At 70.1% G+C, this 18,945-nt stretch carries 21 protein-coding genes; 6 read left to right on the top strand and 15 right to left on the bottom strand.

Going from position 1 to position 18,945, the window contains the following annotated elements:
• Positions 1-93: 93 nt before the first annotated feature.
• From SCNRRL3882_RS31180 to SCNRRL3882_RS31165, 4 genes are all read right to left on the bottom strand, one after another.
• Positions 94-324: a hypothetical protein gene (locus SCNRRL3882_RS31180; RefSeq protein WP_010039759.1), complete on the bottom strand. Its 231-nt coding sequence runs from the start codon at positions 322-324 to the stop codon at positions 94-96.
• A 113-nt stretch (positions 325-437) separates the two neighbouring features.
• Positions 438-1,427 carry a 2,3,4,5-tetrahydropyridine-2,6-dicarboxylate N-succinyltransferase gene (gene dapD / locus SCNRRL3882_RS31175; RefSeq protein ID WP_010039756.1) on the bottom strand — a complete coding sequence of 330 codons (990 nt, stop codon included), beginning with the start codon at positions 1,425-1,427 and terminating at the stop codon, positions 438-440.
• A gap of 121 nt (positions 1,428-1,548) precedes the next feature.
• Positions 1,549-2,097, bottom strand: coding sequence for a TetR/AcrR family transcriptional regulator (locus tag SCNRRL3882_RS31170; protein ID WP_010039755.1), 549 nt, complete (start codon positions 2,095-2,097; stop codon positions 1,549-1,551).
• Positions 2,097-2,417, bottom strand: a complete 321-nt coding sequence (locus tag SCNRRL3882_RS31165; RefSeq protein WP_010039753.1) for a DMT family transporter — start codon at positions 2,415-2,417, stop codon at positions 2,097-2,099. Before SCNRRL3882_RS31165 ends, SCNRRL3882_RS31170 begins: the two co-directional genes overlap by 1 nt.
• 192 nt (positions 2,418-2,609) lie before the next feature.
• On the opposite strand from SCNRRL3882_RS31165, the gene SCNRRL3882_RS31160 reads away from it, so the two are divergent.
• Complete coding sequence (locus SCNRRL3882_RS31160; RefSeq protein WP_010039751.1) at positions 2,610-3,443, top strand: AbfB domain-containing protein; 834 nt, start codon at positions 2,610-2,612, stop codon at positions 3,441-3,443.
• Positions 3,444-3,499: 56 nt separating this feature from the next.
• On the opposite strand, the gene SCNRRL3882_RS31155 is transcribed toward SCNRRL3882_RS31160, so the two are convergent.
• The 8 genes from SCNRRL3882_RS31155 to SCNRRL3882_RS31120 are packed head-to-tail and all read right to left on the bottom strand — an operon-like array spanning position 3,500 to position 10,060.
• The gene (locus SCNRRL3882_RS31155) at positions 3,500-3,832 is read right to left on the bottom strand and encodes a metal-sulfur cluster assembly factor (RefSeq protein ID WP_010039749.1); all 333 of its coding nucleotides are present in this window, start codon (positions 3,830-3,832) and stop codon (positions 3,500-3,502) included.
• Positions 3,829-4,299, bottom strand: a complete 471-nt coding sequence (gene sufU, locus SCNRRL3882_RS31150) for a Fe-S cluster assembly sulfur transfer protein SufU (RefSeq protein ID WP_010039747.1) — start codon at positions 4,297-4,299, stop codon at positions 3,829-3,831. The genes SCNRRL3882_RS31155 and sufU overlap by 4 nt, the downstream gene beginning before the upstream one ends.
• A 15-nt stretch (positions 4,300-4,314) precedes the next feature.
• Positions 4,315-5,571: a cysteine desulfurase gene (locus SCNRRL3882_RS31145; protein WP_010039745.1), complete on the bottom strand. Its 1,257-nt coding sequence runs from the start codon at positions 5,569-5,571 to the stop codon at positions 4,315-4,317.
• Positions 5,568-6,332, bottom strand: a complete 765-nt coding sequence (sufC, locus tag SCNRRL3882_RS31140) for a Fe-S cluster assembly ATPase SufC (protein ID WP_010039743.1) — start codon at positions 6,330-6,332, stop codon at positions 5,568-5,570. Before sufC ends, SCNRRL3882_RS31145 begins: the two co-directional genes overlap by 4 nt.
• A 7-nt stretch (positions 6,333-6,339) precedes the next feature.
• Positions 6,340-6,657 (bottom strand): non-heme iron oxygenase ferredoxin subunit, encoded by a 318-nt coding sequence (locus tag SCNRRL3882_RS31135; RefSeq protein WP_010039742.1) that lies wholly within the window; start codon positions 6,655-6,657, stop codon positions 6,340-6,342.
• Complete coding sequence (gene sufD, locus SCNRRL3882_RS31130; RefSeq protein WP_010039741.1) at positions 6,654-7,838, bottom strand: Fe-S cluster assembly protein SufD; 1,185 nt, start codon at positions 7,836-7,838, stop codon at positions 6,654-6,656. Before sufD ends, SCNRRL3882_RS31135 begins: the two co-directional genes overlap by 4 nt.
• 60 nt (positions 7,839-7,898) lie before the next feature.
• On the bottom strand, positions 7,899-9,320 hold the full coding sequence (gene sufB / locus SCNRRL3882_RS31125; RefSeq protein WP_010039740.1) for a Fe-S cluster assembly protein SufB: 1,422 nt from the start codon (positions 9,318-9,320) through the stop codon (positions 7,899-7,901).
• Positions 9,317-10,060: a helix-turn-helix transcriptional regulator gene (locus SCNRRL3882_RS31120; protein WP_010039739.1), complete on the bottom strand. Its 744-nt coding sequence runs from the start codon at positions 10,058-10,060 to the stop codon at positions 9,317-9,319. Before SCNRRL3882_RS31120 ends, sufB begins: the two co-directional genes overlap by 4 nt.
• Before the next feature lie 161 nt (positions 10,061-10,221).
• On the opposite strand from SCNRRL3882_RS31120, the gene SCNRRL3882_RS31115 reads away from it, so the two are divergent.
• From SCNRRL3882_RS31115 to SCNRRL3882_RS31100, 4 genes are read left to right on the top strand one after another with little or no spacing between them, the layout of a single operon-like run.
• Positions 10,222-11,034, top strand: a complete 813-nt coding sequence (locus tag SCNRRL3882_RS31115; protein WP_010039738.1) for an aminoglycoside N(3)-acetyltransferase — start codon at positions 10,222-10,224, stop codon at positions 11,032-11,034.
• Positions 11,035-11,065: 31 nt separating this feature from the next.
• A complete protein-coding gene (locus tag SCNRRL3882_RS31110) occupies positions 11,066-11,989 on the top strand; it encodes an ABC transporter ATP-binding protein (RefSeq protein ID WP_040903147.1) in 924 nt (307 codons plus the stop codon).
• 17 nt (positions 11,990-12,006) lie between these two features.
• Positions 12,007-12,762, top strand: a complete 756-nt coding sequence (locus tag SCNRRL3882_RS31105; protein ID WP_040903167.1) for an ABC transporter permease — start codon at positions 12,007-12,009, stop codon at positions 12,760-12,762.
• Positions 12,763-12,821: 59 nt separating this feature from the next.
• Complete coding sequence (locus SCNRRL3882_RS31100; protein WP_078602826.1) at positions 12,822-13,829, top strand: COX15/CtaA family protein; 1,008 nt, start codon at positions 12,822-12,824, stop codon at positions 13,827-13,829.
• Between the two features lie 42 nt (positions 13,830-13,871).
• Here the strand turns inward: SCNRRL3882_RS31100 and SCNRRL3882_RS31095 are convergent, their stop codons facing one another.
• The 3 genes from SCNRRL3882_RS31095 to SCNRRL3882_RS31085 all read right to left on the bottom strand — a co-directional run bounded on the left by SCNRRL3882_RS31095 (position 13,872) and on the right by SCNRRL3882_RS31085 (position 16,451).
• Positions 13,872-14,978, bottom strand: a complete 1,107-nt coding sequence (locus tag SCNRRL3882_RS31095; protein WP_010039733.1) for an amidohydrolase family protein — start codon at positions 14,976-14,978, stop codon at positions 13,872-13,874.
• 153 nt (positions 14,979-15,131) lie between these two features.
• A complete protein-coding gene (locus SCNRRL3882_RS31090) occupies positions 15,132-15,464 on the bottom strand; it encodes a hypothetical protein (protein ID WP_010039731.1) in 333 nt (110 codons plus the stop codon).
• Positions 15,465-15,533: 69 nt separating this feature from the next.
• Positions 15,534-16,451 (bottom strand): heme o synthase, encoded by a 918-nt coding sequence (locus SCNRRL3882_RS31085; RefSeq protein WP_010039728.1) that lies wholly within the window; start codon positions 16,449-16,451, stop codon positions 15,534-15,536.
• 382 nt (positions 16,452-16,833) lie between these two features.
• Here SCNRRL3882_RS31085 and tkt point away from each other — a divergent pair, with 382 nt between their 5' ends.
• Positions 16,834-18,921, top strand: coding sequence for a transketolase (gene tkt / locus SCNRRL3882_RS31075; protein ID WP_102514886.1), 2,088 nt, complete (start codon positions 16,834-16,836; stop codon positions 18,919-18,921).
• Positions 18,922-18,945: the final 24 nt, after the last annotated feature.

The raw sequence follows: 18,945 nt of genomic DNA, 5'->3' as shown, positions 1-18,945 counted from the left end.
CCTCCCGCTATGCCACCTGCCGGTCACGAAAAACGGACCGGGGCCCGTACCGCACGGTGTGCGGTACGGGCCCCGGTCCGTCGAGGTGGCGGTTCAGTTCCAGGCGTAGCCGTCGCCGAACAGCAGCGTGTGCTCCAGCACGTCCTCCGCCGGGTCGTCGACCTGGCCGACGTTGACGTTGAGCAGCCCGACCCGGTGGCCGTTGTGGGAGCCCGTGTTGGTCTCGTCGGCGTGCGCACTCCCCGCCGGAAGCCAGCACACCACCAGCGTCGTGACCGCCCCGGCCAGACAGCGCGCCACGGCCCGCCCCCGCTCGTTCCTCATGCCCCGGTCCTCGTTTCGTCGGTTCGGCGAATGATCGGACACTGCGTCCACCCGTTCATCTGCCGAGACCACCAGGAGGTCACGCCGGGTCATCCGTACGGGATACGGGAGCGTCAGTTGTGGCTGTGCAGGATCTCGTTCAGCCCGCCCCACACCGCGTTGTTCGGCCGGGCCTCGACCGTGCCGGTGACCGAGTTGCGGCGGAAGAGGATGTTGGAGGCGCCGGACAGCTCGCGGGCCTTGACGATCTGGCCGTCGGGCATGGTGACGCGGGTGCCGGCGGTGACGTAGAGGCCGGCCTCGACGACGCACTCGTCGCCCAGGGCGATACCGACGCCCGCCTCGGCACCGATCAGGCAGCGCTCGCCGATGGAGATGATGACGTTGCCGCCGCCGGACAGCGTGCCCATCGTCGAGGCGCCACCGCCGATGTCCGAGCCGTCGCCGATCACGACACCGGCGGAGATGCGGCCCTCGACCATCGACGTGCCGAGCGTGCCGGCGTTGAAGTTGACGAAGCCCTCGTGCATGACGGTGGTGCCCTCGGCGAGGTGCGCACCGAGGCGGACCCGGTCGGCGTCGGCGATCCGGACGCCCTTGGGGGCCACGTAGTCCGTCATGCGCGGGAACTTGTCGACGGAGGTCACCTGGAGGTGCAGGCCCTCGGCGCGGGCGTTCAGCCGCACCTTCTCGAGGTCGTCGACGGCGACCGGGCCGAGCGAGGTCCAGGCGACGTTGGCGAGGAAGCCGAAGATGCCGTCCAGGCTCTGGCCGTGCGGCTTGACCAGGCGGTGGGAGAGCAGGTGCAGGCGCAGGTAGGTGTCGTGCGCGTCGATCGGCTTCTCGTCGAGGGAGGCGATGACCGTGCGGACCGCGACCACCTCGACGCCCCGGCGGGCGTCGGGGCCGATCGCCGCGGTGGCGCCGCCGCCGAGCAGCTCGGCGGCCTGCTCGGCGGAGAGCCGCTCGGTGCCGGACGGGCCGGGCTCGGCGGCCAGCTCGGGCGCGGGGAACCAGGTGTCGAGGACGGTGCCGTCGGCGGCGATCGTGGCGAGGCCGGCGGCAACGGCGCCGGTGGTGCGAGGAGCAGTCGTGTCGGTCATGAGGGCAACCTAACCGGCGGACGGCGGTCCAGGCGAACCGGTGCGGGGGCGTCTCACGTGACGGGCGGTATCCGCGTCGAAGGCGCCCGTCAGCAGCACGGACACGCCCCGCCCGCCGGTGTCACCCATCGGCCCCCGCGAGGACTCGTCCCAGCACCTCCCGCGCATACGCCTCGTCGTAGGGCGTCCCGGTCAGCAGCACCTGCAGGCAGATGCCGTCGACGACCGCCACCAGCGCCCGCGCGGTCACGGGGTCGGTCCGCCGGGACAGCTGTTCGGCGACACCCTCGGCCCACTCGGCGGCGACGGGCCGCAGCGCGGGCCGGCGCAGGGCGGCCAGGTACAGCTCGTACTCCAGCTCCACCCCCGTACGGTCACCGGCGAGCCACTGCCCGATCCACCCGGCGAGTTCGGCGGCCAGATCGGTCCCGGGACCATCCGGACCGCCGCACGAGGCGATCACCTTGGCGAAGCCCTCGTTGGTCTGCCGCAGTGCGGCGACCAGCAGCTCGTCGAGGGTGCTGAAGTGGTACGTCGTGGAGCCCAGCGGGACATCGGCCTCGGCGGCGGCGGTGCGGTGGCTCAGTCCGGCGATGCCCTTCGAACCGACGACCCGGATCGCCGCGTCGATGATCCGCTGCCGCCGCTCGGGGTCGTGGCGCCGGGGCATCAGTGCGCACCTCCCAGGTTCAGCACCACGACCCCGATGATGATCAGCGCGATCCCGGCGGCCTTGGCGACGGTCATCCCCTCCCCGAGGAAGACCATGCCGATCGTGGCGATGGCCGCGGTGCCGGCCCCGGCCCAGATGGCGTAGGCCGTGCCGACGGAGACGGTCTTCAGCGTCTGCGCGAGCAGCCCGAAGGAGAGGAGGTAGCCGAGGAGCGTGAGCAGCGAGGGCGTGAGCCTGCTGAACCCGTCGCTGTACTTCATGGCGGTGGTCGCGCCCACTTCGGCGGCGATGGCGCCGGCCAGCAGCAGATAACCCATGTGTACGAGCGTACACACCATCTGTACGCCCGTACACAAGAAGGGTCCGGCGAGTGGTCCCGGATATCGGTGAGAAACCGCTCTCACAAAACGCGCCCCAGGTGTCCCAGGCGTCCACTACGGTGTCCACCGATCACACACCGGGCCACCACAACTGCGCCGCCGTCAAGGGTGCCCGCGGAGGAACAGCGCATGGCAGAAAACAAGTCCCGGCCCCCCCAGGACCGCCCGTGGGAGAGCGGCTGGGCCCCGGACACCACCCGGGCGCCGGGAACGCGACGGCTCTGGCTGGCGGGCGCCCTCGCCCTGGCCACGGTCAGCGCGTGCGTCACGGCCGTCACCGTGATGGATAACGAATCCCGCGAGGCCACGCCCGAGGCGGCGGAGCCGACCACACTCGGCAGCTCGGCCCCGGGAGGCCTGATCTCGTTCGCGACCCCCTCCAAGAGCGGCTCGGGATCGCCGGGCGCGGACCGGGGGCACCCGTCCCCCACCCCCACCACGAGCGCACCGACCAGCGCCGCCCCGAAGCCGAAGCCGCAGGAGAAGGCCCCGAAGGCACCGGCGCCCCCCACGTCGTCGAAGCACCCGAAGCCCCCGCGCTCGAACGGCACCTCCATACGCTCGGTCAACTACCCCGACCGCTACTGGCGCGTGCGCGACGGCTCCGTGCGCCTGGACCAGATCGGTTCCGGATCCGAGCAACGGCAGGACGCCACCTTCCAGCGCGTCGCCGGTCTCGCCGACCCCTCCTGCTACTCCTTCGCCACGGCGGACGGCCGCTACCTGCGCCACCGCAGCTTCGTCCTGGTCAAGGACGGCAACGACGGCTCCGCCCTGTTCCGCAAGGACGCCACCTTCTGCCCACGCCCCGCCTCCCACCCCGGCGCGGTCATGCTGGAGTCGGTGAACTACCCGGGCCGCTTCCTGCGCCACCGCAACTTCCAGCTCCGCCTCGAACCGTACGAACACAGCACCCTGTACCGCGCGGACTCGGCGTTCCGGCTGGTGGCCGGGCTGGACTGAGCATGCGAAGGGGCGGCACCCCGGGAGGGTGCCGCCCCTTCGTCAGCCGGTGAATCTCAGACGTTGAACCCAAGCGCCCGAAGCTGCTCGCGTCCGTCGTCCGTGATCTTGTCGGGGCCCCACGGCGGCATCCAGACCCAGTTGATGCGCAGCTCGTTGACGAGGCCGTCCGTGGCGGACTTGGCCTGGTCCTCGATGACGTCCGTCAGCGGGCAGGCCGCGGAGGTCAGGGTCATGTCGACGGTCGCGATGTTCGACTCGTCGACGTGAATGCCGTAGATCAGGCCGAGGTTGACGACGTCGATGCCCAGTTCGGGGTCGACGACGTCCATCAGGGCCTCGCGGAGTTCCTCCTCCGAAGCCGGCTTCATCTCCACGGTCTCGCTCATGCCGTCGTCTCCTTCTCGGCGTCGGCTCCGCCCAGCACCTGGGCCGTCGCGTCCTTCCAGGCCATCCAGCTCAGCAGGGCGCACTTGACCCGGGCCGGGTACTTGGACACCCCGGCGAACGCGACCGCGTCCTCCAGGATGTCCTCCATCGCGTCGTCGGGCACGAGCTTCCCCTTGGACTGCATCAGCTCCAGGAAGGTCTCCTGGATCTTCCGCGCGTCGGAGAACTCCTTGCCGACGAGGAGTTCGTTCAGTACGGAGGCCGAGGCCTGGCTGATCGAGCAGCCCTGGCCCTCGTACGAGACGTCCTCGATCTTCGTTCCGTCGTACTTCACGCGCAGCGTGATCTCGTCACCGCACGTCGGGTTGACGTGGTGCACCTCGGCGTCGCCATCCCGCAAGCCCCGCCCGTGCGGGTTCTTGTAGTGGTCCAGGATGACTTCCTGGTACATGGAGTCCAGTTTCACCGTTCAGCACGCCCTTCAGCCGAAGAAGTTCCGTACGTGCTCCAGGCCGTCGACCAGCGCGTCGATCTCGGCCGGCGTGGAGTACAGATAGAACGACGCTCGCGTGGTCGCAGGAATTCCGTACCGCAGGCAGACCGGCCGCGCGCAGTGGTGGCCGACCCGGACCGCGATGCCCTGCTCGTCGAGGACCTGGCCCACGTCGTGCGGGTGGATGTCCCCGAGGGTGAAGGAGATCGCCGCTCCGCGCTCCTCGGCCGTGGTCGGGCCGATGATGCGCAGGTCCGGGACCTCCAGCAGCCGCTTCACCGCGTACTCGGTGAGTGCGTGCTCGTGGGCGAGGATCTTGTCCATGCCGATCGAGTTGAGGTAGTCGATCGCCGCGCCGAGACCGACCGCCTGGGCGACCGGGGGCGTGCCCGCCTCGAACTTGTGGGGCGCCGGGGCGTAGGTCGAGGAGTGCATCGACACCGTCTCGATCATCTCGCCGCCGCCGAGGAACGGGGGCAGGTCCTCCAGCAGCTCCTGGCGGCCCCAGAGGACGCCGATGCCGGTCGGGCCGCACATCTTGTGGCCGGTGAAGGCCACGAAGTCGGCCTGGAGGGCCTGCACGTCCAGCGGCATGTGGGGCGCGGCCTGCGAGGCGTCGATGCAGACCAGCGCACCGACCTCCTGGGCGCGGCGCACGATCGCCTCGACCGGGTTCTGGGTGCCCAGGATGTTGGAGACCAGCACGAAGGAGACGATCTTCGTCTTCTCCGTGATGACCTCGTCGATGTTGGACAGGTCCAGCCGGCCGTCGTCGGTCAGGCCGAACCACTTCAGCTTCGCACCCGTGCGCTGCGCGAGCAGCTGCCACGGCACGATGTTGGAGTGGTGCTCCATTTCCGTGATGACGATCTCGGTCTCGGAGTCCACGCGGTAGGGCTCGTCGGCCCAGCCCAGCATGTTCGCCACGAGGTTGAGCGACTCGGAGGCGTTCTTCGTGAAGATCACCTCGTCCCGCGAGGGCGCGTTGACGAACTCCGCGACCTTGTCGCGCGCGCCCTCGTACAGCGCCGTGGCCTCCTCGGCGAGCACATGCACACCGCGGTGGACGTTGGCGTTGTAGCGCTCGTAGTACTCACTGAGTGCGTCCAGCACCTGGCGCGGCTTCTGGCTGGTCGCCGCGTTGTCCAGGTACACGAGCTTCTGACCGTCGTGGACCTGCCGGTCCAGGATCGGGAAGTCCTTGCGGATCGCCTCGGTGTCGAGGAGGCCCGGCAGCTGTGTCACGCTGATGCGCCACCCTTCGTGTATGCCTCGTAGCCCTCTTCCTCCAGCTTGTCGGCGAGCTCGGCACCGCCGGACTCGACGATCCGGCCGCCGGAGAAGACGTGCACGTGGTCGGGCTTGATGTAGCGGAGGATGCGCGTGTAGTGCGTGATCAGCAGGGTGCCGACCTCGCCCGTCTCGCGGACGCGGTTCACACCCTCCGACACGACGCGCAGGGCGTCGACGTCCAGGCCGGAGTCGGTCTCGTCGAGGACCGCGATCTTCGGCTTGAGCAGCTCCAGCTGGAGGATCTCGTGGCGCTTCTTCTCACCGCCGGAGAAGCCCTCGTTGACGTTGCGCTCGGCGAAGGCGGGGTCCATGTTGAGGCGCTCCATGGCCTCCTTGACCTCCTTCACCCAGGTGCGCAGCTTGGGGGCCTCGCCGCGGATGGCGGTCGCGGAGGTGCGCAGGAAGTTCGACACGGACACACCCGGGACCTCGACCGGGTACTGCATCGCGAGGAACAGACCGGCGCGGGCCCGCTCGTCGACGGACATCTCCAGGACGTCCTCGCCGTCGAGGGTGACGGTGCCGCCGGTGATGGTGTACTTCGGGTGTCCCGCGAGGGAGTAGGCGAGGGTCGACTTGCCCGAGCCGTTGGGGCCCATGATGGCGTGCGTCTCGCCCTGCTTCACGGTGAGGTCGACACCCTTGAGGATTTCCTTCGTGCCGTTCTCGACCTCGACGGTGACGTGCAGGTCTCGGATTTCAAGCGTAGCCATGGGTGCCTCAGGACTCCTGGGTGAGGGAGACGAGCACATCGTCCCCTTCGATCTTTACGGGGTATACGGGGACGGGGCGCGTCGCGGGAAGGGCGTCGGGCTTGCCGGAGCGGAGATCGAAGCGCGAGCCGTGCAGCCAGCACTCGATGTGACAGTCGTCGACCTCGCCCTCCGACAGGGAGACGTTCGCGTGCGAGCAGATGTCGTAGACGGCGAACACCTCGCCCTCGGTCTGCACGATGGACACGGGCGTGCCGTCGAGTTCCACCCGCTTCGGGGTGTCCTCCTCCAGCTCGCCCAGTCCGCAGGCGCGTACGAAGGTCATGCGACCGCCGCCTCCAGCTCCTCCTCGATCTTGGCGATCAGGCGCTCCTCGATGTCCGGGAGGCCGATCTGCTGGACCAGCTCGGCGAAGAAGCCGCGGACCACCAGACGGCGGGCCTCGTGCTCCGGGATGCCGCGGGCCATGAGGTAGAAGAGCTGCTCGTCGTCGAAGCGGCCGGTGGCCGAGGCGTGGCCGGCGCCGACGATCTCGCCGGTCTCGATCTCGAGGTTCGGTACGGAGTCCACGCGGGCCCCGTCCGTGAGGACCAGGTTGCGGTTCATCTCGTACGTGTCCGTGCCCTCGGCCGCGGCCTCGATGAGCACGTCGCCGATCCACACCGCGTGCGCGTCTTCGCCTTGGAGCGCGCCCTTGTAGACGGCGTTCGACTTGCAGTGCGGGACGTTGTGGTCGACGAGGAGGCGGTGCTCCTGGTGCTGGCCCTCGTCGGTGAAGTAGAGGCCGAACAGCTCGGCCTCGCCGCCGGGGCCGGCGTACTGCACGCGGGGGTGCAGCCGGACGACGTCGCCGCCGAAGGTGACGACGACGGACTTGAAGGAGGCGTCACGGCCGACGAGCGCGTTGTGCTGCGCGACGTGCACGGCCTTGTCGTCCCAGTCCTGGACGGAGACGACGGTCAGCTTGGCACCGTCGCCCAGGAGGTAGTCGACGTTGGCGGCGAGCACCGCGTCACCGGTGTGGTCGATGACCACGACGGCCTCGGCGAAGGCGCCCAGCTCGATCACCTGGTGGCCGAAGGCGGTGCCGCCCTCGCCGTGCACCGCGATGCGGATCGGCTCGGTGAGGACGGTCTCCTTGGGGACGGTCACGACCGAGGCCTTCTCGAAGGCGGAGTAGGCCTGGGCGGCGACCCGGTCCACCGGGGTGCCCGCCTTGCCGAGCCGCGCGTCGTCGCGGCCGACGGCCTCGACGGTGACGCCCTCGGGGGCCTGGACGTCGACCTTCACACCGTTGCCGTCGGCCACGGCGGTGCCGTCGTGCAGCCCGCGCAGGCGCTCCAGCGGGGTGAACCGCCACTCCTCCTCACGGCCGTGCGGAACGGGGAAGTCCGCCACGTCGAAGGAGGGGGGCGCGCTCATGCGGGTGGCGACGGTCGACTCGGCCGCCACCGCGATCGAGCCGGTGGTGGTCGAGCCCACCGGGATGTTCTGAGCCTCAGCCATGGCTGTCGTAGTGCTCGCTTTCCGTTGCGTAAGGGGGCGTGATGGGACTGCGGGCGGGGGTCAGCCGACCGCGCCTTCCATCTGCAGCTCGATCAGCCGGTTGAGCTCCAGCGCGTACTCCATGGGGAGCTCCTTGGCGATGGGCTCGACGAAGCCGCGCACGATCATCGCCATGGCCTCGTCCTCGCTCAGGCCGCGGCTCATCAGGTAGAAGAGCTGGTCCTCGGAGACCTTGGAGACGGTGGCCTCGTGGCCCATGGACACGTCGTCCTCGCGGACGTCCACGTAGGGGTAGGTGTCCGAGCGGGAGATCGTGTCGACCAGCAGCGCGTCACAGAGCACGTTCGACTTGGAGCCCGGGGCGCCCTCGCCGATCTCGATGAGACCGCGGTAGGACGTACGGCCGCCACCGCGCGCGACGGACTTCGACACGATGTTGGACGACGTGTTCGGCGCCATGTGGACCATCTTGGCGCCCGCGTCCTGGTGCTGGCCCTCGCCGGCGAAGGCGATGGACAGCGTCTCGCCCTTGGCGTGCTCGCCCATCAGGTAGACGGCCGGGTACTTCATCGTCACCTTGGAGCCGATGTTGCCGTCGACCCACTCCATGGTCGCGCCCTCGTAGGCCACGGCGCGCTTGGTGACCAGGTTGTAGACGTTGTTCGACCAGTTCTGGATGGTCGTGTAGCGGCAGCGGGCGTTCTTCTTGACGATGATCTCGACGACCGCGGAGTGCAGCGAGTCCGACTTGTAGATCGGGGCGGTGCAGCCCTCGACGTAGTGCACGTAGGCACCCTCGTCGACGATGATCAGGGTCCGCTCGAACTGGCCCATGTTCTCCGTGTTGATGCGGAAGTAGGCCTGCAGCGGAATCTCCACGTGCACGCCCTTCGGCACGTAGATGAAGGAGCCGCCGGACCACACGGCGGTGTTCAGCGCGGCGAACTTGTTGTCACCGGCCGGGATGACCGTGCCGAAGTACTCCTTGAAGAGCTCCGGGTGCTCCTTCAGGGCCGTGTCGGTGTCGAGGAAGATGACGCCCTGCTCCTCCAGGTCCTCGCGGATCTGGTGGTAGACGACCTCCGACTCGTACTGCGCGGCGACACCGGCGACGAGGCGGTTCTTCTCGGCCTCGGGGATGCCCAGCTTGTCGTACGTGTTCTTGATGTCCTCGGGCAGGTCCTCCCAGGAGGCCGCCTGCTTCTCCGTGGAGCGCACGAAGTACTTGATGTTGTCGAAGTCGATCCCCGACAGGTCCGAGCCCCAGTTCGGCATGGGCTTCTTCTCGAACAGGCGCAGGCCCTTGAGGCGGAGCTTGGTCATCCACTCCGGCTCGCTCTTCTTGGAGGAGATGTCCCGGACGACGTCCTCGCCCAGGCCGCGACGCGCCGACGCACCGGCATCGTCCCGGTCGGCCCAGCCGTATTCGTACTTGCCCAGGCCCTCGAGCTCAGGGTGAGCAGTCTCCGTGGGGAGAGTCATGCGGGGTTCCTCCCGGCCGTGCTTGCAGATGCGTTGTGGGAAATCTTGGGGATGAACGTCGTGCAGACGCCGTCGCCGTGCGCGATGGTGGCGAGCCGCTGTACGTGTGTACCGAGCAGCTCGGCGAAAAATTCCGTCTCCGCCTCGCACAGCTGCGGGAACTGCTCGGCGACGTGGGCGACCGGGCAGTGGTGCTGGCAGAGCTGCTCACCCTTCTGCGGGTGGGGCGCACTGCGCGCCGTAGCAGCGTACCCGTCGGCGCTCAGGGCCTTGGCCAGGGCTTCCGTCCGCTGCTCGGGCGCCGCGGTCTCGACCGCCGCGCGGTACGCGCTCGCCTGCGCGGCGATCCTGGCGCGGGCGAAGGCGGCGATCGCCTCGTTCCCGCCCTCGCGGTCGGCGATCCAGCGCAGCGCGTCCGCCGCCAGCTTGTCGTACGACTGGTCGAAGGCGTCCCGGCCGCAGTCGGTCAGGGCGAACACCTTGGCCGGCCGGCCGCGGGTGCGCGCGCCGTAGACCCGCTGCTCGCGCGCCTCGACGACACCGTCGCCCGCGAGGGCGTCGAGGTGCCGGCGCACGGCCGCCTGGGTGAGGCCCAGCCGGTCGGCGAGTTCGGCGACGGTCGACGGGCCGTGGTCCAGGATGGACCGCGCGACTCGGTTGCGGGTGGACCGCTCCCCGGTCGCGAGCTCCTCCTGAGGGGCCCCCGTGGGGGTCTCCCGAGCCTCGCCGACGTTTTTCACAACGCCATTGTTGCGTAATTCATCGGGACCGGGCAAGCGGCGGCCGGCCACCCCCGAGGTGCCCTGCGTCACTTAGGTGAACCTAATCTGACCTGCGGAAATGATCTCCGATCGATCAAAGCGGTGGCATGCCGAAGCCGCTTCGGGGACACTCCCGAACCATGTCCACACCCCCTCCGACCGGCCCTCTTGTCACCCGGGACACACTGCGCGCGCAGCTGTGCGAGCTGGGCGTACGCCCCGGCGAGACCCTCCTCGTGCACTCCTCGCTCAGCTCCCTCGGCTGGGTCAACGGCGGAGCCGTCGCGGTGGTGCAGGCACTGCTCGACGCGCTCGGCCCGGAGGGCACGCTGGTGGTTCCGACGCAGACCGGCGACCTCTCCGACCCGGTCCTGTGGGGCAACCCGCCCGTGCCACCGGAATGGTGGGAGGCCATCCGCGCCACGATGCCCGCCTACGACCCCCGGATCACGCCCGCGCGCGGGGTCGGTGTCGTCCCGGAGACCGTGCGCACCTGGCCCGGCGCGCTGCGCAGCGCCCATCCGCAGACCTCGTTCGCGGCGGTCGGCCCGCGCGCGGCGGCGGTGATCGAGGACCACGCGCCCGACTGCCGGCTGGGCGAGCGCAGCCCGCTCGCGAAGCTGGAGGCCATGGGCGCCCGGGTCCTGCTGCTCGGCGCCGGCTACGCCTCCTGCACCAGCTTCCACCTCGCCGAGTACCGGATACCGTCCCCGCGCGTCGCCGTGGGCCGGCCGGGCCCCGACGGCTGGGAGACCGTGACGGAGGTGTCGATCAGCTCGGACCGGTTCGACGAGCTGGGCTACGACTTCGAGCGGGACCGTCCCGTCGTACGGGGAAAGGCCGGGGCGGCCGAGGTGCGGCTGTTCCCGGTGGCCGACGCGGTCGCCTACGCCGAGCGGTGGCTGCCGGTGCACCGGCCCCGTGAGGAGGAGTTCCAGCACCCGCCGCTCTGAGCCCCGGCGCACGAACCTAGACTCTGGACCCATGCGAAGTGAGCCCGTGGTCCAGGTCCAGGCCCTGGTGAAGCGGTACGGCACGAAGACCGCGGTGGACGGGCTCGACCTGGTGGCCCGGGAGGGTGTGACCGCCGTGCTCGGCCCCAACGGGGCGGGCAAGACGACCACGGTCGAGACCTGCGAGGGGTACCGGAAGCCGGACTCCGGCACGGTGCGCGTCCTGGGCCTCGACCCGGTCGGACAGTCCCGGGACCTGCGGCCCCGCATCGGCGTGATGCTCCAGTCCGGCGGCGTCTACTCGGGCTCCCGCGCCGACGAGATGCTCCGCCATGTCGCCAAGCTGCACGCCCACCCCCTCGACGTGGACGCGCTCATCGAACGCCTGGGTCTCGGCTCCTGCGGCCGTACGACCTACCGGCGGCTGTCGGGCGGGCAGCAGCAGCGGCTGGCCCTCGCGATGGCCGTGGTCGGCCGCCCCGAGCTGGTGTTCCTGGACGAGCCGACCGCCGGGCTCGACCCGCAGGCCCGCCGCGCCACCTGGGACCTGGTCCGGGACCTGCGCGCCGACGGCGTCTCCGTGATCCTCACCACCCACTACATGGACGAGGCCGAGCAGCTCGCCGACGACGTGGCGATCATCGACGCGGGCCGGGTCATCGCCCAGGGCTCCCCGGAGGAGCTGTGCCGGGGCGGCGCCGAGAACACGCTCCGCTTCAGCGGCCGGCCCGGCCTGGACGTGGGATCGCTGCTGAAGGCCCTGCCCGCCGACTGCTCGGCCGCCGAGCTGACGCCGGGTTCGTACCGGGTCGCCGGCAAGGTCGATCCGCAACTGCTCGCGACGGTCACCTCCTGGTGCGCCCAGCACGGTGTGATGCCGGAGAAGATCTCGGTGGAGCGGCACACCCTCGAAGACGTCTTTCTCGAGCTGACCGGCAAGGAGCTGCGTTCGTGACCGCCACCGGCACCGGGATGTACACGCCGAAGCCCGGCGCGGCGCCCCTGCCCCGCATGATCGCGGCCCAGGCCGCGCTCGAGACGAAGATGCTGCTGCGCAACGGCGAGCAACTGCTGCTCACCGTCGTCATCCCGACCCTGCTCCTGGTGCTCTTCAGCACCGTGGACATCGTCGACACGGGCGCCGGCGAGGCGGTCGACTTCCTGGCCCCCGGCATCCTCGCGCTCGCGGTGATGTCGACCGCGTTCACCGGGCAGGCGATCGCGACCGGCTTCGAGCGCCGCTACGGCGTGCTGAAGCGGCTCGCCTCCTCGCCCCTGCCGCGCTGGGGCCTGATGACGGCGAAGACACTGTCCGTGCTGGTCACCGAGGTGCTCCAGGTGGTCCTGCTGACGGTGATCGCCTTCGCGCTCGGCTGGTCGCCGCACGGCAACCCGTTCGCCGTGCTGCTGCTCCTGGTCCTCGGTACGGCGGCCTTCTCGGGCCTCGGCCTGCTGATGGCCGGGACGCTGAAGGCCGAGGCGACGCTCGCCGCCGCCAACCTGGTGTTCCTGCTGCTGCTCGTCGGCGGTGGGGTCATCGTGCCGCTCGACAAGTTTCCCCCCGCCGCGCAGGACGTGCTGGGCCTGCTGCCCATCTCGGCCCTGTCCGACGGCCTGCGGGACGTGCTCCGGCAGGGGGCCGGGATGCCCTGGGCCGAGCTGGGGATCCTCGCCGTCTGGGCGGTCGTCGGGCTGGCGGCGGCCGGACGGCTCTTCCGCTGGGAATGAGCGCTGGGAGCAAGGCCATGACGGACCCTCGTGAAAGCGTGCACAAGCGGCGTCCTACGATGGGTCGCGTGCCAAAAGTGACCCGCGCCGACGCCAGGGCGGCCCTGCGCAACCCGCTCGCCTTCATCGCCGAGCGCTGGACCCCGGAAACCCGGACGGTCCAGCGCGCGGCCCTCTCCGCCATCGTCATGTCGGTGCTCATCGTGGTCACCGGCGGAGCCGTACGGCTGACCGGCTCGGGCCTCGGCTGCCCGACCTGGCCCAAGTGCACCGACGACTCGCTCACCGCCACCAGCGAGATGGGCTTCCACGGCGCCATCGAGTTCGGCAACCGCATGCTGACGTACGTGCTGTGCGCCGCCGTCGGCTGGGCGATCATCGCCGCGCGCTCCCAGAAGCCGTACCGGCGCAGCCTGACCCGGCTGGGCTGGGCCCAGTTCTGGATCGTGATGAGCAACGCGGTGCTCGGCGGCATCGTGGTGCTGGTCGGGCTCAACCCCTACACGGTCGCGGCGCACTTCGTGGCGACGTCCGCGCTCATCGCGGTGGCCACGGTGATGTGGCAGCGCACCCGTGAGGGCGACGCCCCGCCGCGCCCGCTGGTCGGCAAGGCCGTGCAGCAGCTGGTGTGGTTCCTGGTCGCCGCCGCCGTGCTGCTCATCCTGGTCGGCACGGTGGTCACCGGCGCGGGCCCGCACGCCGGCGACTCCAGCGAGGTCGAGCGGATGCCGGTCGACTGGGAGACGGTGAGCAAGCTGCACGCCGTGCTGGCGTGGATCGTGGTGACGCTGACGTTCGCCCTGTGGTTCGTCCTCAAGGCGGTCGACGCGCCGCGCTCCCCGCTGCACCGCACCCGCGAACTGTTCCTGATCCTGCTCGCGCAGGGCGTCATCGGCTACGTCCAGTACTTCACGGACCTGCCCGAGGTCCTGGTCGGCCTGCACATGCTCGGCTCGGCCGTGATGTGGATCTGGGTACTGCGGGTGGTGCTGTCGCTGCGCGAACGGCCGCAGGTGGTGGCCGACGTCCCCGGCCCCGCCGCCGAGGCGACCCTGGCCCAGGCCTAGGGAGGGTCCGCAAGTCCCCCCGGCCCCGCGGCTCGCGGACCTCTAGTCGAGCCCGTACACCCGGCGCGCGTTGCCCGACGCCAGCATCCCCGCCACGCGCTGTGCGTCGGCCAGGGACCACGCGCCCTCGGCGACCCAGGTGCCGAGAACCCGGCCGAGCGCCTCGCGGAACAGCCGGGCGCCGACGACGTGCAGCTCCGGCAGTCCCTGTGCGCCGGTGGAGAAGAGGATCTTGCCGAAGGGGGCCAGCTCCAGGATCTCCGCGAGGACGGTCGCGGCGCGGGCGCCGGTGCGGACCAGGGCGGCGCCGGAGTCGACGTAGACGTGCGGGAAGACCCCGGCCAGGTGGGCGGCGTGCCGGTGGTACGGGTAGCCGTGCAGCAGGACGAGGTCCGTGCCGAGCCCGGCCGTGGCCCGTACGAAGTCGGTCAGCAGCACCGGATCCGTACGGTCGATCCGCAGACCCGGTGCGCCGAGCCCCGCGTGCAGCTGGAGCGGCAGGCCGGAGGCGACGGCGCTCCACAGCAGGTGCCGCAGCAGTACGGGGTCGCTCAGCTCCCCGCCGACCTCGCGCCCCGCGAGCCAGCGTCCGACGGCCCCCCGCACCTCCCCCGGCCCCGGCGGCTCCGGCGCGAGCGCGAGGCCGTGCCGTACGCCCGCGACCGAGGTGAAGGCGACGGCGTTCGCGGCGGCGGCGTGCACGGACTCGGCGAGGTTGGCGAGGAAGGACTCGACGGTCCCGGACGTGTCGGCGACCTGCTCGGCGAGCAGTTCCAGACGGACGATCTCGCGAGCCTCGGCGGCTCCAGCGGAGGCCAGTTCGCCGGGTTCGGTCAGATCACCGGGCAGGCCCGTGTCGACCAGGTACGTCGTGATGCCGCTGCCGCGCAGGAGCCGGCGGGCGGACTCCAGGACACCCAGTTCGCGGCGGCGGGCCAGGTAGCGGGCCGGTGCGCAGTGGGGTTCCAGGCCGAGCAGGGGCGGGCACCAGCGCCGCACGGCGAAGCCGGTCTGGGTGTCGAAGAGGGTGGTGCCGGGGGCGGGCGGGCCCTCCGTGCGGGAGAGGTGGGCCTCGAAGGTGCCGAGGCCCAGCTCCGTGCGCAGCACTCCGTGGCAGTACTGGTCCACCAGTGACGGCGTTTCGATCATCCGGGCCTCCCGGTGTGGACCCTGTTGCTCTCAAGGGTCCTAACGGGTGAACCGGGTGTGAGGTCGCGGTCCCGGGGTGGGTGGCCGGTGCCGTACGGCGGGTGCAGACCGCATGTGGTTGCTCGCGCAGTTCCCCGCGCCCCCAGAACCAGGTCAGTCGTTCTTGGGGCCGCCTACCTGGATACCGGCCATACGGCTCCACTCGTAGCGGCCCGTCTTCACCTTGGCCGCGAACTCGCCGTCGAAGGACTCGTGGGTGGTGATGCCGGACTTCTCCACGGCCTTCTCGGCGATCTCGTGAGAGGGGGCGACCAGGTCGCCCCAGTTGCCGTCCTCGCCCACGAGGACGATGCGGGCGCCGCGTTCGCCGAGGTAGGCGACCTGGCCCTCGGCGCCGCCGTGGGCCTTGGAGAAGGAGCTGATCTGCTTGGCGAGCTTGGCCGCCTTGCGCTCGGCCTTCGGGTCAACCTGCTGCGTGTCTGCCATGGTGGCGATGCTACTCACGAGTAGATCGACTGGCGAGAGCAGGGCCCTGTGACGTACGTCAGCGCTGTGTCAGCGCAGGAAGGGGTCGACCGCGACCGCCACGAACAGCAGCGAGACATAGGTGATCGACCAGTGGAACAGGCGCATCTCCTTCAGCTTCGCGCCCGTCACCTCCGCCTTCGCGCGGTTCTGCAGGCCGTGCGCCTCCCAGAGCCAGAAGCCACCCGCCAGCAGAGCGACCGCCGTGTAGAACCACCCGGTGTAGCCGAGCGGCTGCAGCAGGAGCGAGACGGCGACCATGACCCAGCTGTAGATCACGATCTGCTTCGCGACCACCTTGTTGGAGGCGACCACGGGCAGCATCGGGACGCCCACGCGCGCGTAGTCCTCCTTGACCTTCATGGACAGCGGCCAGTAGTGCGGCGGCGTCCAGAAGAACATCACGAGGAACAGGATGACCGGCGCCCACGACATGGAGTTCGTGACCGAGGACCAGCCGATCAGTACGGGCAGGCAGCCGGCGATGCCGCCCCACACGATGTTCTGCGAGGTACGGCGCTTGAGGATCATCGTGTAGACGACCACGTAGAAGAGGAGCGCGCCGAGGGAGAGCCAGGCGCTCAGCCAGTTCACGGTGAGGCCGAACAGCAGCGTCGAGGCGACGGCGAGGGTGATGCCGAAGGCGAGGCACTCGCGCGGGCTGACCATGCCGGTGACCAGCGGCCGCTGCGAGGTGCGGTCCATCAGGGCGTCGATGTCGCGGTCGATGTACATGTTGAGGGCGTTGGCGCCGCCCGCGGACATGTAGCCGCCGACGCAGGTCAGCAGCACCAGCGACAGGTCGGGCACGCCCTGCTGCGCCAGGAACATCACCGGGACGGTGGTGATCAGGAGCAGCTCGATGATCCGCGGCTTGGTGAGAGCCACGAACGCCTTGACACGGGCCCCGAACGGCCGGTGGGCCGGGCTCTGGTCCGTCCCGATCATCCCCGCTGGACGGGATTCAACGGCCGTCACGCACACCCCTACAGAGACATCCCAGCAAGCCTCACCCGTGTGAAGTCCCGGTAAAGGCTCGCGCGTACCACGCCACTTTAGACGTTGCCCAGAGTCGGACATTCGCGGGGGTCGGGTCGTGTTGGAGGGCGGCTTCCGAAGGGCGCGCGGAAGCTCGATTGAGCACCCGGATGAGCGGCTCCGTATTCACTTGCCGAATGGGATACGGCCCAGTCAGGAGGCGGATCGAAACGACTCCCGGCACTCTGGACGGACTCGAAAGAACGCACGTCCCACGGGGGTAGGCTCGACTGCGGCCGGTGGGCGCCCCGATACACCGGCATCCGACTTGTGAGAGGAGCCCTGACCCAGGGTGAGCACCAAGCCGACCACCACAGACCTCGAGTGGACCGAGTTGGACCAGCGGGCCGTCGACACCGCGCGTGTCCTGGCCGCCGATGCCGTACAGAAGGTCGGTAACGGCCATCCGGGTACGGCGATGAGCCTGGCGCCTGCCGCCTACACCCTCTTCCAGAAGGTGATGCGGCACGACCCGGCGGATGCCGACTGGGTCGGGCGGGACCGCTTCGTGCTGTCCGCCGGCCACTCGTCCCTGACCCTCTACACCCAGCTGTACCTGGCCGGTTTCGGCCTGGAGCTGGACGACCTGAAGTCCTTCCGCACCTGGGGATCGAAGACCCCGGGCCACCCCGAGTACGGGCACACGACCGGTGTGGAGACGACGACCGGCCCGCTCGGGCAGGGTGTCGCGAACGCGGTGGGCATGGCGATGGCCGCCCGCTACGAGCGCGGTCTGTTCGACCCGGAGGCCCCCGAGGGCGAATCGCCCTTCGACCACTTCATCTACTGCATCGCCGGTGACGGCTGCCTCCAGGAGGGCATCTCCTCCGAGGCCTCGTCCCTGGCGGGCCACCAGAAGCTCGGCAACCTGATCCTGCTGTGGGACGACAACCACATCTCGATCGAGGGCGACACCGAGACGGCCGTGTCCGAGGACACCGTCAAGCGGTACGAGGCGTACGGCTGGCACGTGCAGCGGGTGCAGCCGCAGGAGAACGGCGACCTGGACCCCGCCGCGATCTACGAGGCGATCCAGAAGGCCAAGACCGTCACGGACAAGCCGTCGTTCATCGCGATGCGCTCGATCATCGCCTGGCCGGCCCCGAACGCGCAGAACACCGAGGCCGCGCACGGCTCGGCGCTGGGCGAGGACGAGGTCGCCGCGACCAAGCGGGTGCTGGGCTTCGACCCCGAGCAGAGCTTCGAGGTGGCCGACGAGGTCATCACGCACACCCGCAAGGCGCTGGAGCGGGGCCAGGCGGCCCGCGCGGTGTGGGAGAAGGCGTACCAGCAGTGGCGGGACAACAACCCCGAGCGCGCCGCGGAGTACGACCGGGTCGCCAAGGGTGAGCTGCCCACCGGCTGGGAGGAGAAGATCCCGGTCTTCGAGGTCGGCAAGGGCGTGGCCACGCGTGCCGCCTCGGGCAAGGTCCTCCAGGCGCTCGGCGCGGTGATCCCGGAGCTGTGGGGCGGCTCTGCCGACCTGGCCGGCTCCAACAACACCACGATCGACAAGACCAGCTCCTTCCTCCCGGCGGACAACCCGCTGCCGGAGGCGGACCCGTACGGCCGCACGATCCACTTCGGCATCCGCGAGCACGCGATGGCCGCCGAGATGAACGGCATCGCGCTGCACGGCAACACCCGGATCTACGGCGGCACGTTCCTGGTCTTCTCCGACTACATGCGCAACGCGGTGCGGCTGTCGGCGCTGATGCACCTGCCGGTGACGTACGTGTGGACGCACGACTCCATCGGCCTGGGCGAGGACGGCCCGACCCACCAGCCGGTCGAGCACCTGGCGTCGCTGCGCGCCATCCCGGGCCTGAACATCGTGCGGCCGGCGGACGCCAACGAGACCGCCATCGCCTGGCGCGAGATCCTCCGTCGCTGGACGAAGGAGTTCGGCAAGGGCCAGCCGCACGGTCTGGCGCTGACCCGTCAGGGCGTGCCGACGTACGAGCCCAACGACGATGCCGCCAAGGGCGGCTACGTCCTGTTCGAGGCCGACGGCGGCGAGCCCGAGGTCATCCTCATCGCCACCGGCTCCGAGGTGCACGTCGCCGTCGAGGCGCGCGAGCAGCTCCAGGGCGCCGGCGTGCCCACCCGTGTGGTGTCCATGCCGTCGGTGGAGTGGTTCGAGCAGCAGGACCAGGGGTACCGGGACAGCGTTCTGCCGCCGTCCGTCAAGGCTCGTGTCGCGGTGGAGGCCGGGGTCGGCCTGACGTGGCACAAGTACGTCGGGGACGCCGGCCGCATCGTTTCCCTGGAGCACTTCGGTGCTTCGGCCGACGGCAAGGTCCTTTTCCGTGAGTTCGGCTTCACTGCCGAGAACGTTGCCGCCGCCGCGCGGGAATCGATCGCCGCAGCTCAGCGCTGACGCTCATATACGACACGTAGGAGA

It is taken from the genome of Streptomyces chartreusis NRRL 3882, from assembly GCF_900236475.1.
Taxonomy (GTDB): Bacteria; Actinomycetota; Actinomycetes; order Streptomycetales; family Streptomycetaceae; genus Streptomyces; species Streptomyces chartreusis_D.
Note: the sequence above shows the minus strand (reverse complement) of the source record. Positions and strands in the feature narration are given on the sequence as shown.

Excerpts from the sequence above, each read along its gene's own strand:
- SCNRRL3882_RS31110 (WP_040903147.1), top strand. The coding sequence starts at position 11,066 with ATGCGAAGTGAGCCCGTGGTCCAGGTCCAGGCCCTGGTGAAGCGGTAC.
- sufC (WP_010039743.1), bottom strand. The coding sequence starts at position 6,332 with ATGGCTACGCTTGAAATCCGAGACCTGCACGTCACCGTCGAGGTCGAG.
- SCNRRL3882_RS31135 (WP_010039742.1), bottom strand. The coding sequence starts at position 6,657 with ATGACCTTCGTACGCGCCTGCGGACTGGGCGAGCTGGAGGAGGACACC.
- SCNRRL3882_RS31180 (WP_010039759.1), bottom strand. The coding sequence starts at position 324 with ATGAGGAACGAGCGGGGGCGGGCCGTGGCGCGCTGTCTGGCCGGGGCG.
- SCNRRL3882_RS31105 (WP_040903167.1), top strand. The coding sequence starts at position 12,007 with ATGTACACGCCGAAGCCCGGCGCGGCGCCCCTGCCCCGCATGATCGCG.
- SCNRRL3882_RS31160 (WP_010039751.1), top strand. The coding sequence starts at position 2,610 with ATGGCAGAAAACAAGTCCCGGCCCCCCCAGGACCGCCCGTGGGAGAGC.
- sufB (WP_010039740.1), bottom strand. The coding sequence starts at position 9,320 with ATGACTCTCCCCACGGAGACTGCTCACCCTGAGCTCGAGGGCCTGGGC.
- SCNRRL3882_RS31090 (WP_010039731.1), bottom strand. The coding sequence starts at position 15,464 with ATGGCAGACACGCAGCAGGTTGACCCGAAGGCCGAGCGCAAGGCGGCC.
- SCNRRL3882_RS31085 (WP_010039728.1), bottom strand. The coding sequence starts at position 16,451 with ATGATCGGGACGGACCAGAGCCCGGCCCACCGGCCGTTCGGGGCCCGT.
- SCNRRL3882_RS31155 (WP_010039749.1), bottom strand. The coding sequence starts at position 3,832 with ATGAGCGAGACCGTGGAGATGAAGCCGGCTTCGGAGGAGGAACTCCGC.
- SCNRRL3882_RS31165 (WP_010039753.1), bottom strand. The coding sequence starts at position 2,417 with ATGGGTTATCTGCTGCTGGCCGGCGCCATCGCCGCCGAAGTGGGCGCG.
- dapD (WP_010039756.1), bottom strand. The coding sequence starts at position 1,427 with ATGACCGACACGACTGCTCCTCGCACCACCGGCGCCGTTGCCGCCGGC.
- SCNRRL3882_RS31115 (WP_010039738.1), top strand. The coding sequence starts at position 10,222 with ATGTCCACACCCCCTCCGACCGGCCCTCTTGTCACCCGGGACACACTG.
- sufD (WP_010039741.1), bottom strand. The coding sequence starts at position 7,838 with ATGGCTGAGGCTCAGAACATCCCGGTGGGCTCGACCACCACCGGCTCG.
- SCNRRL3882_RS31170 (WP_010039755.1), bottom strand. The coding sequence starts at position 2,097 with ATGCCCCGGCGCCACGACCCCGAGCGGCGGCAGCGGATCATCGACGCG.
- SCNRRL3882_RS31100 (WP_078602826.1), top strand. The coding sequence starts at position 12,822 with ATGGGTCGCGTGCCAAAAGTGACCCGCGCCGACGCCAGGGCGGCCCTG.
- SCNRRL3882_RS31095 (WP_010039733.1), bottom strand. The coding sequence starts at position 14,978 with ATGATCGAAACGCCGTCACTGGTGGACCAGTACTGCCACGGAGTGCTG.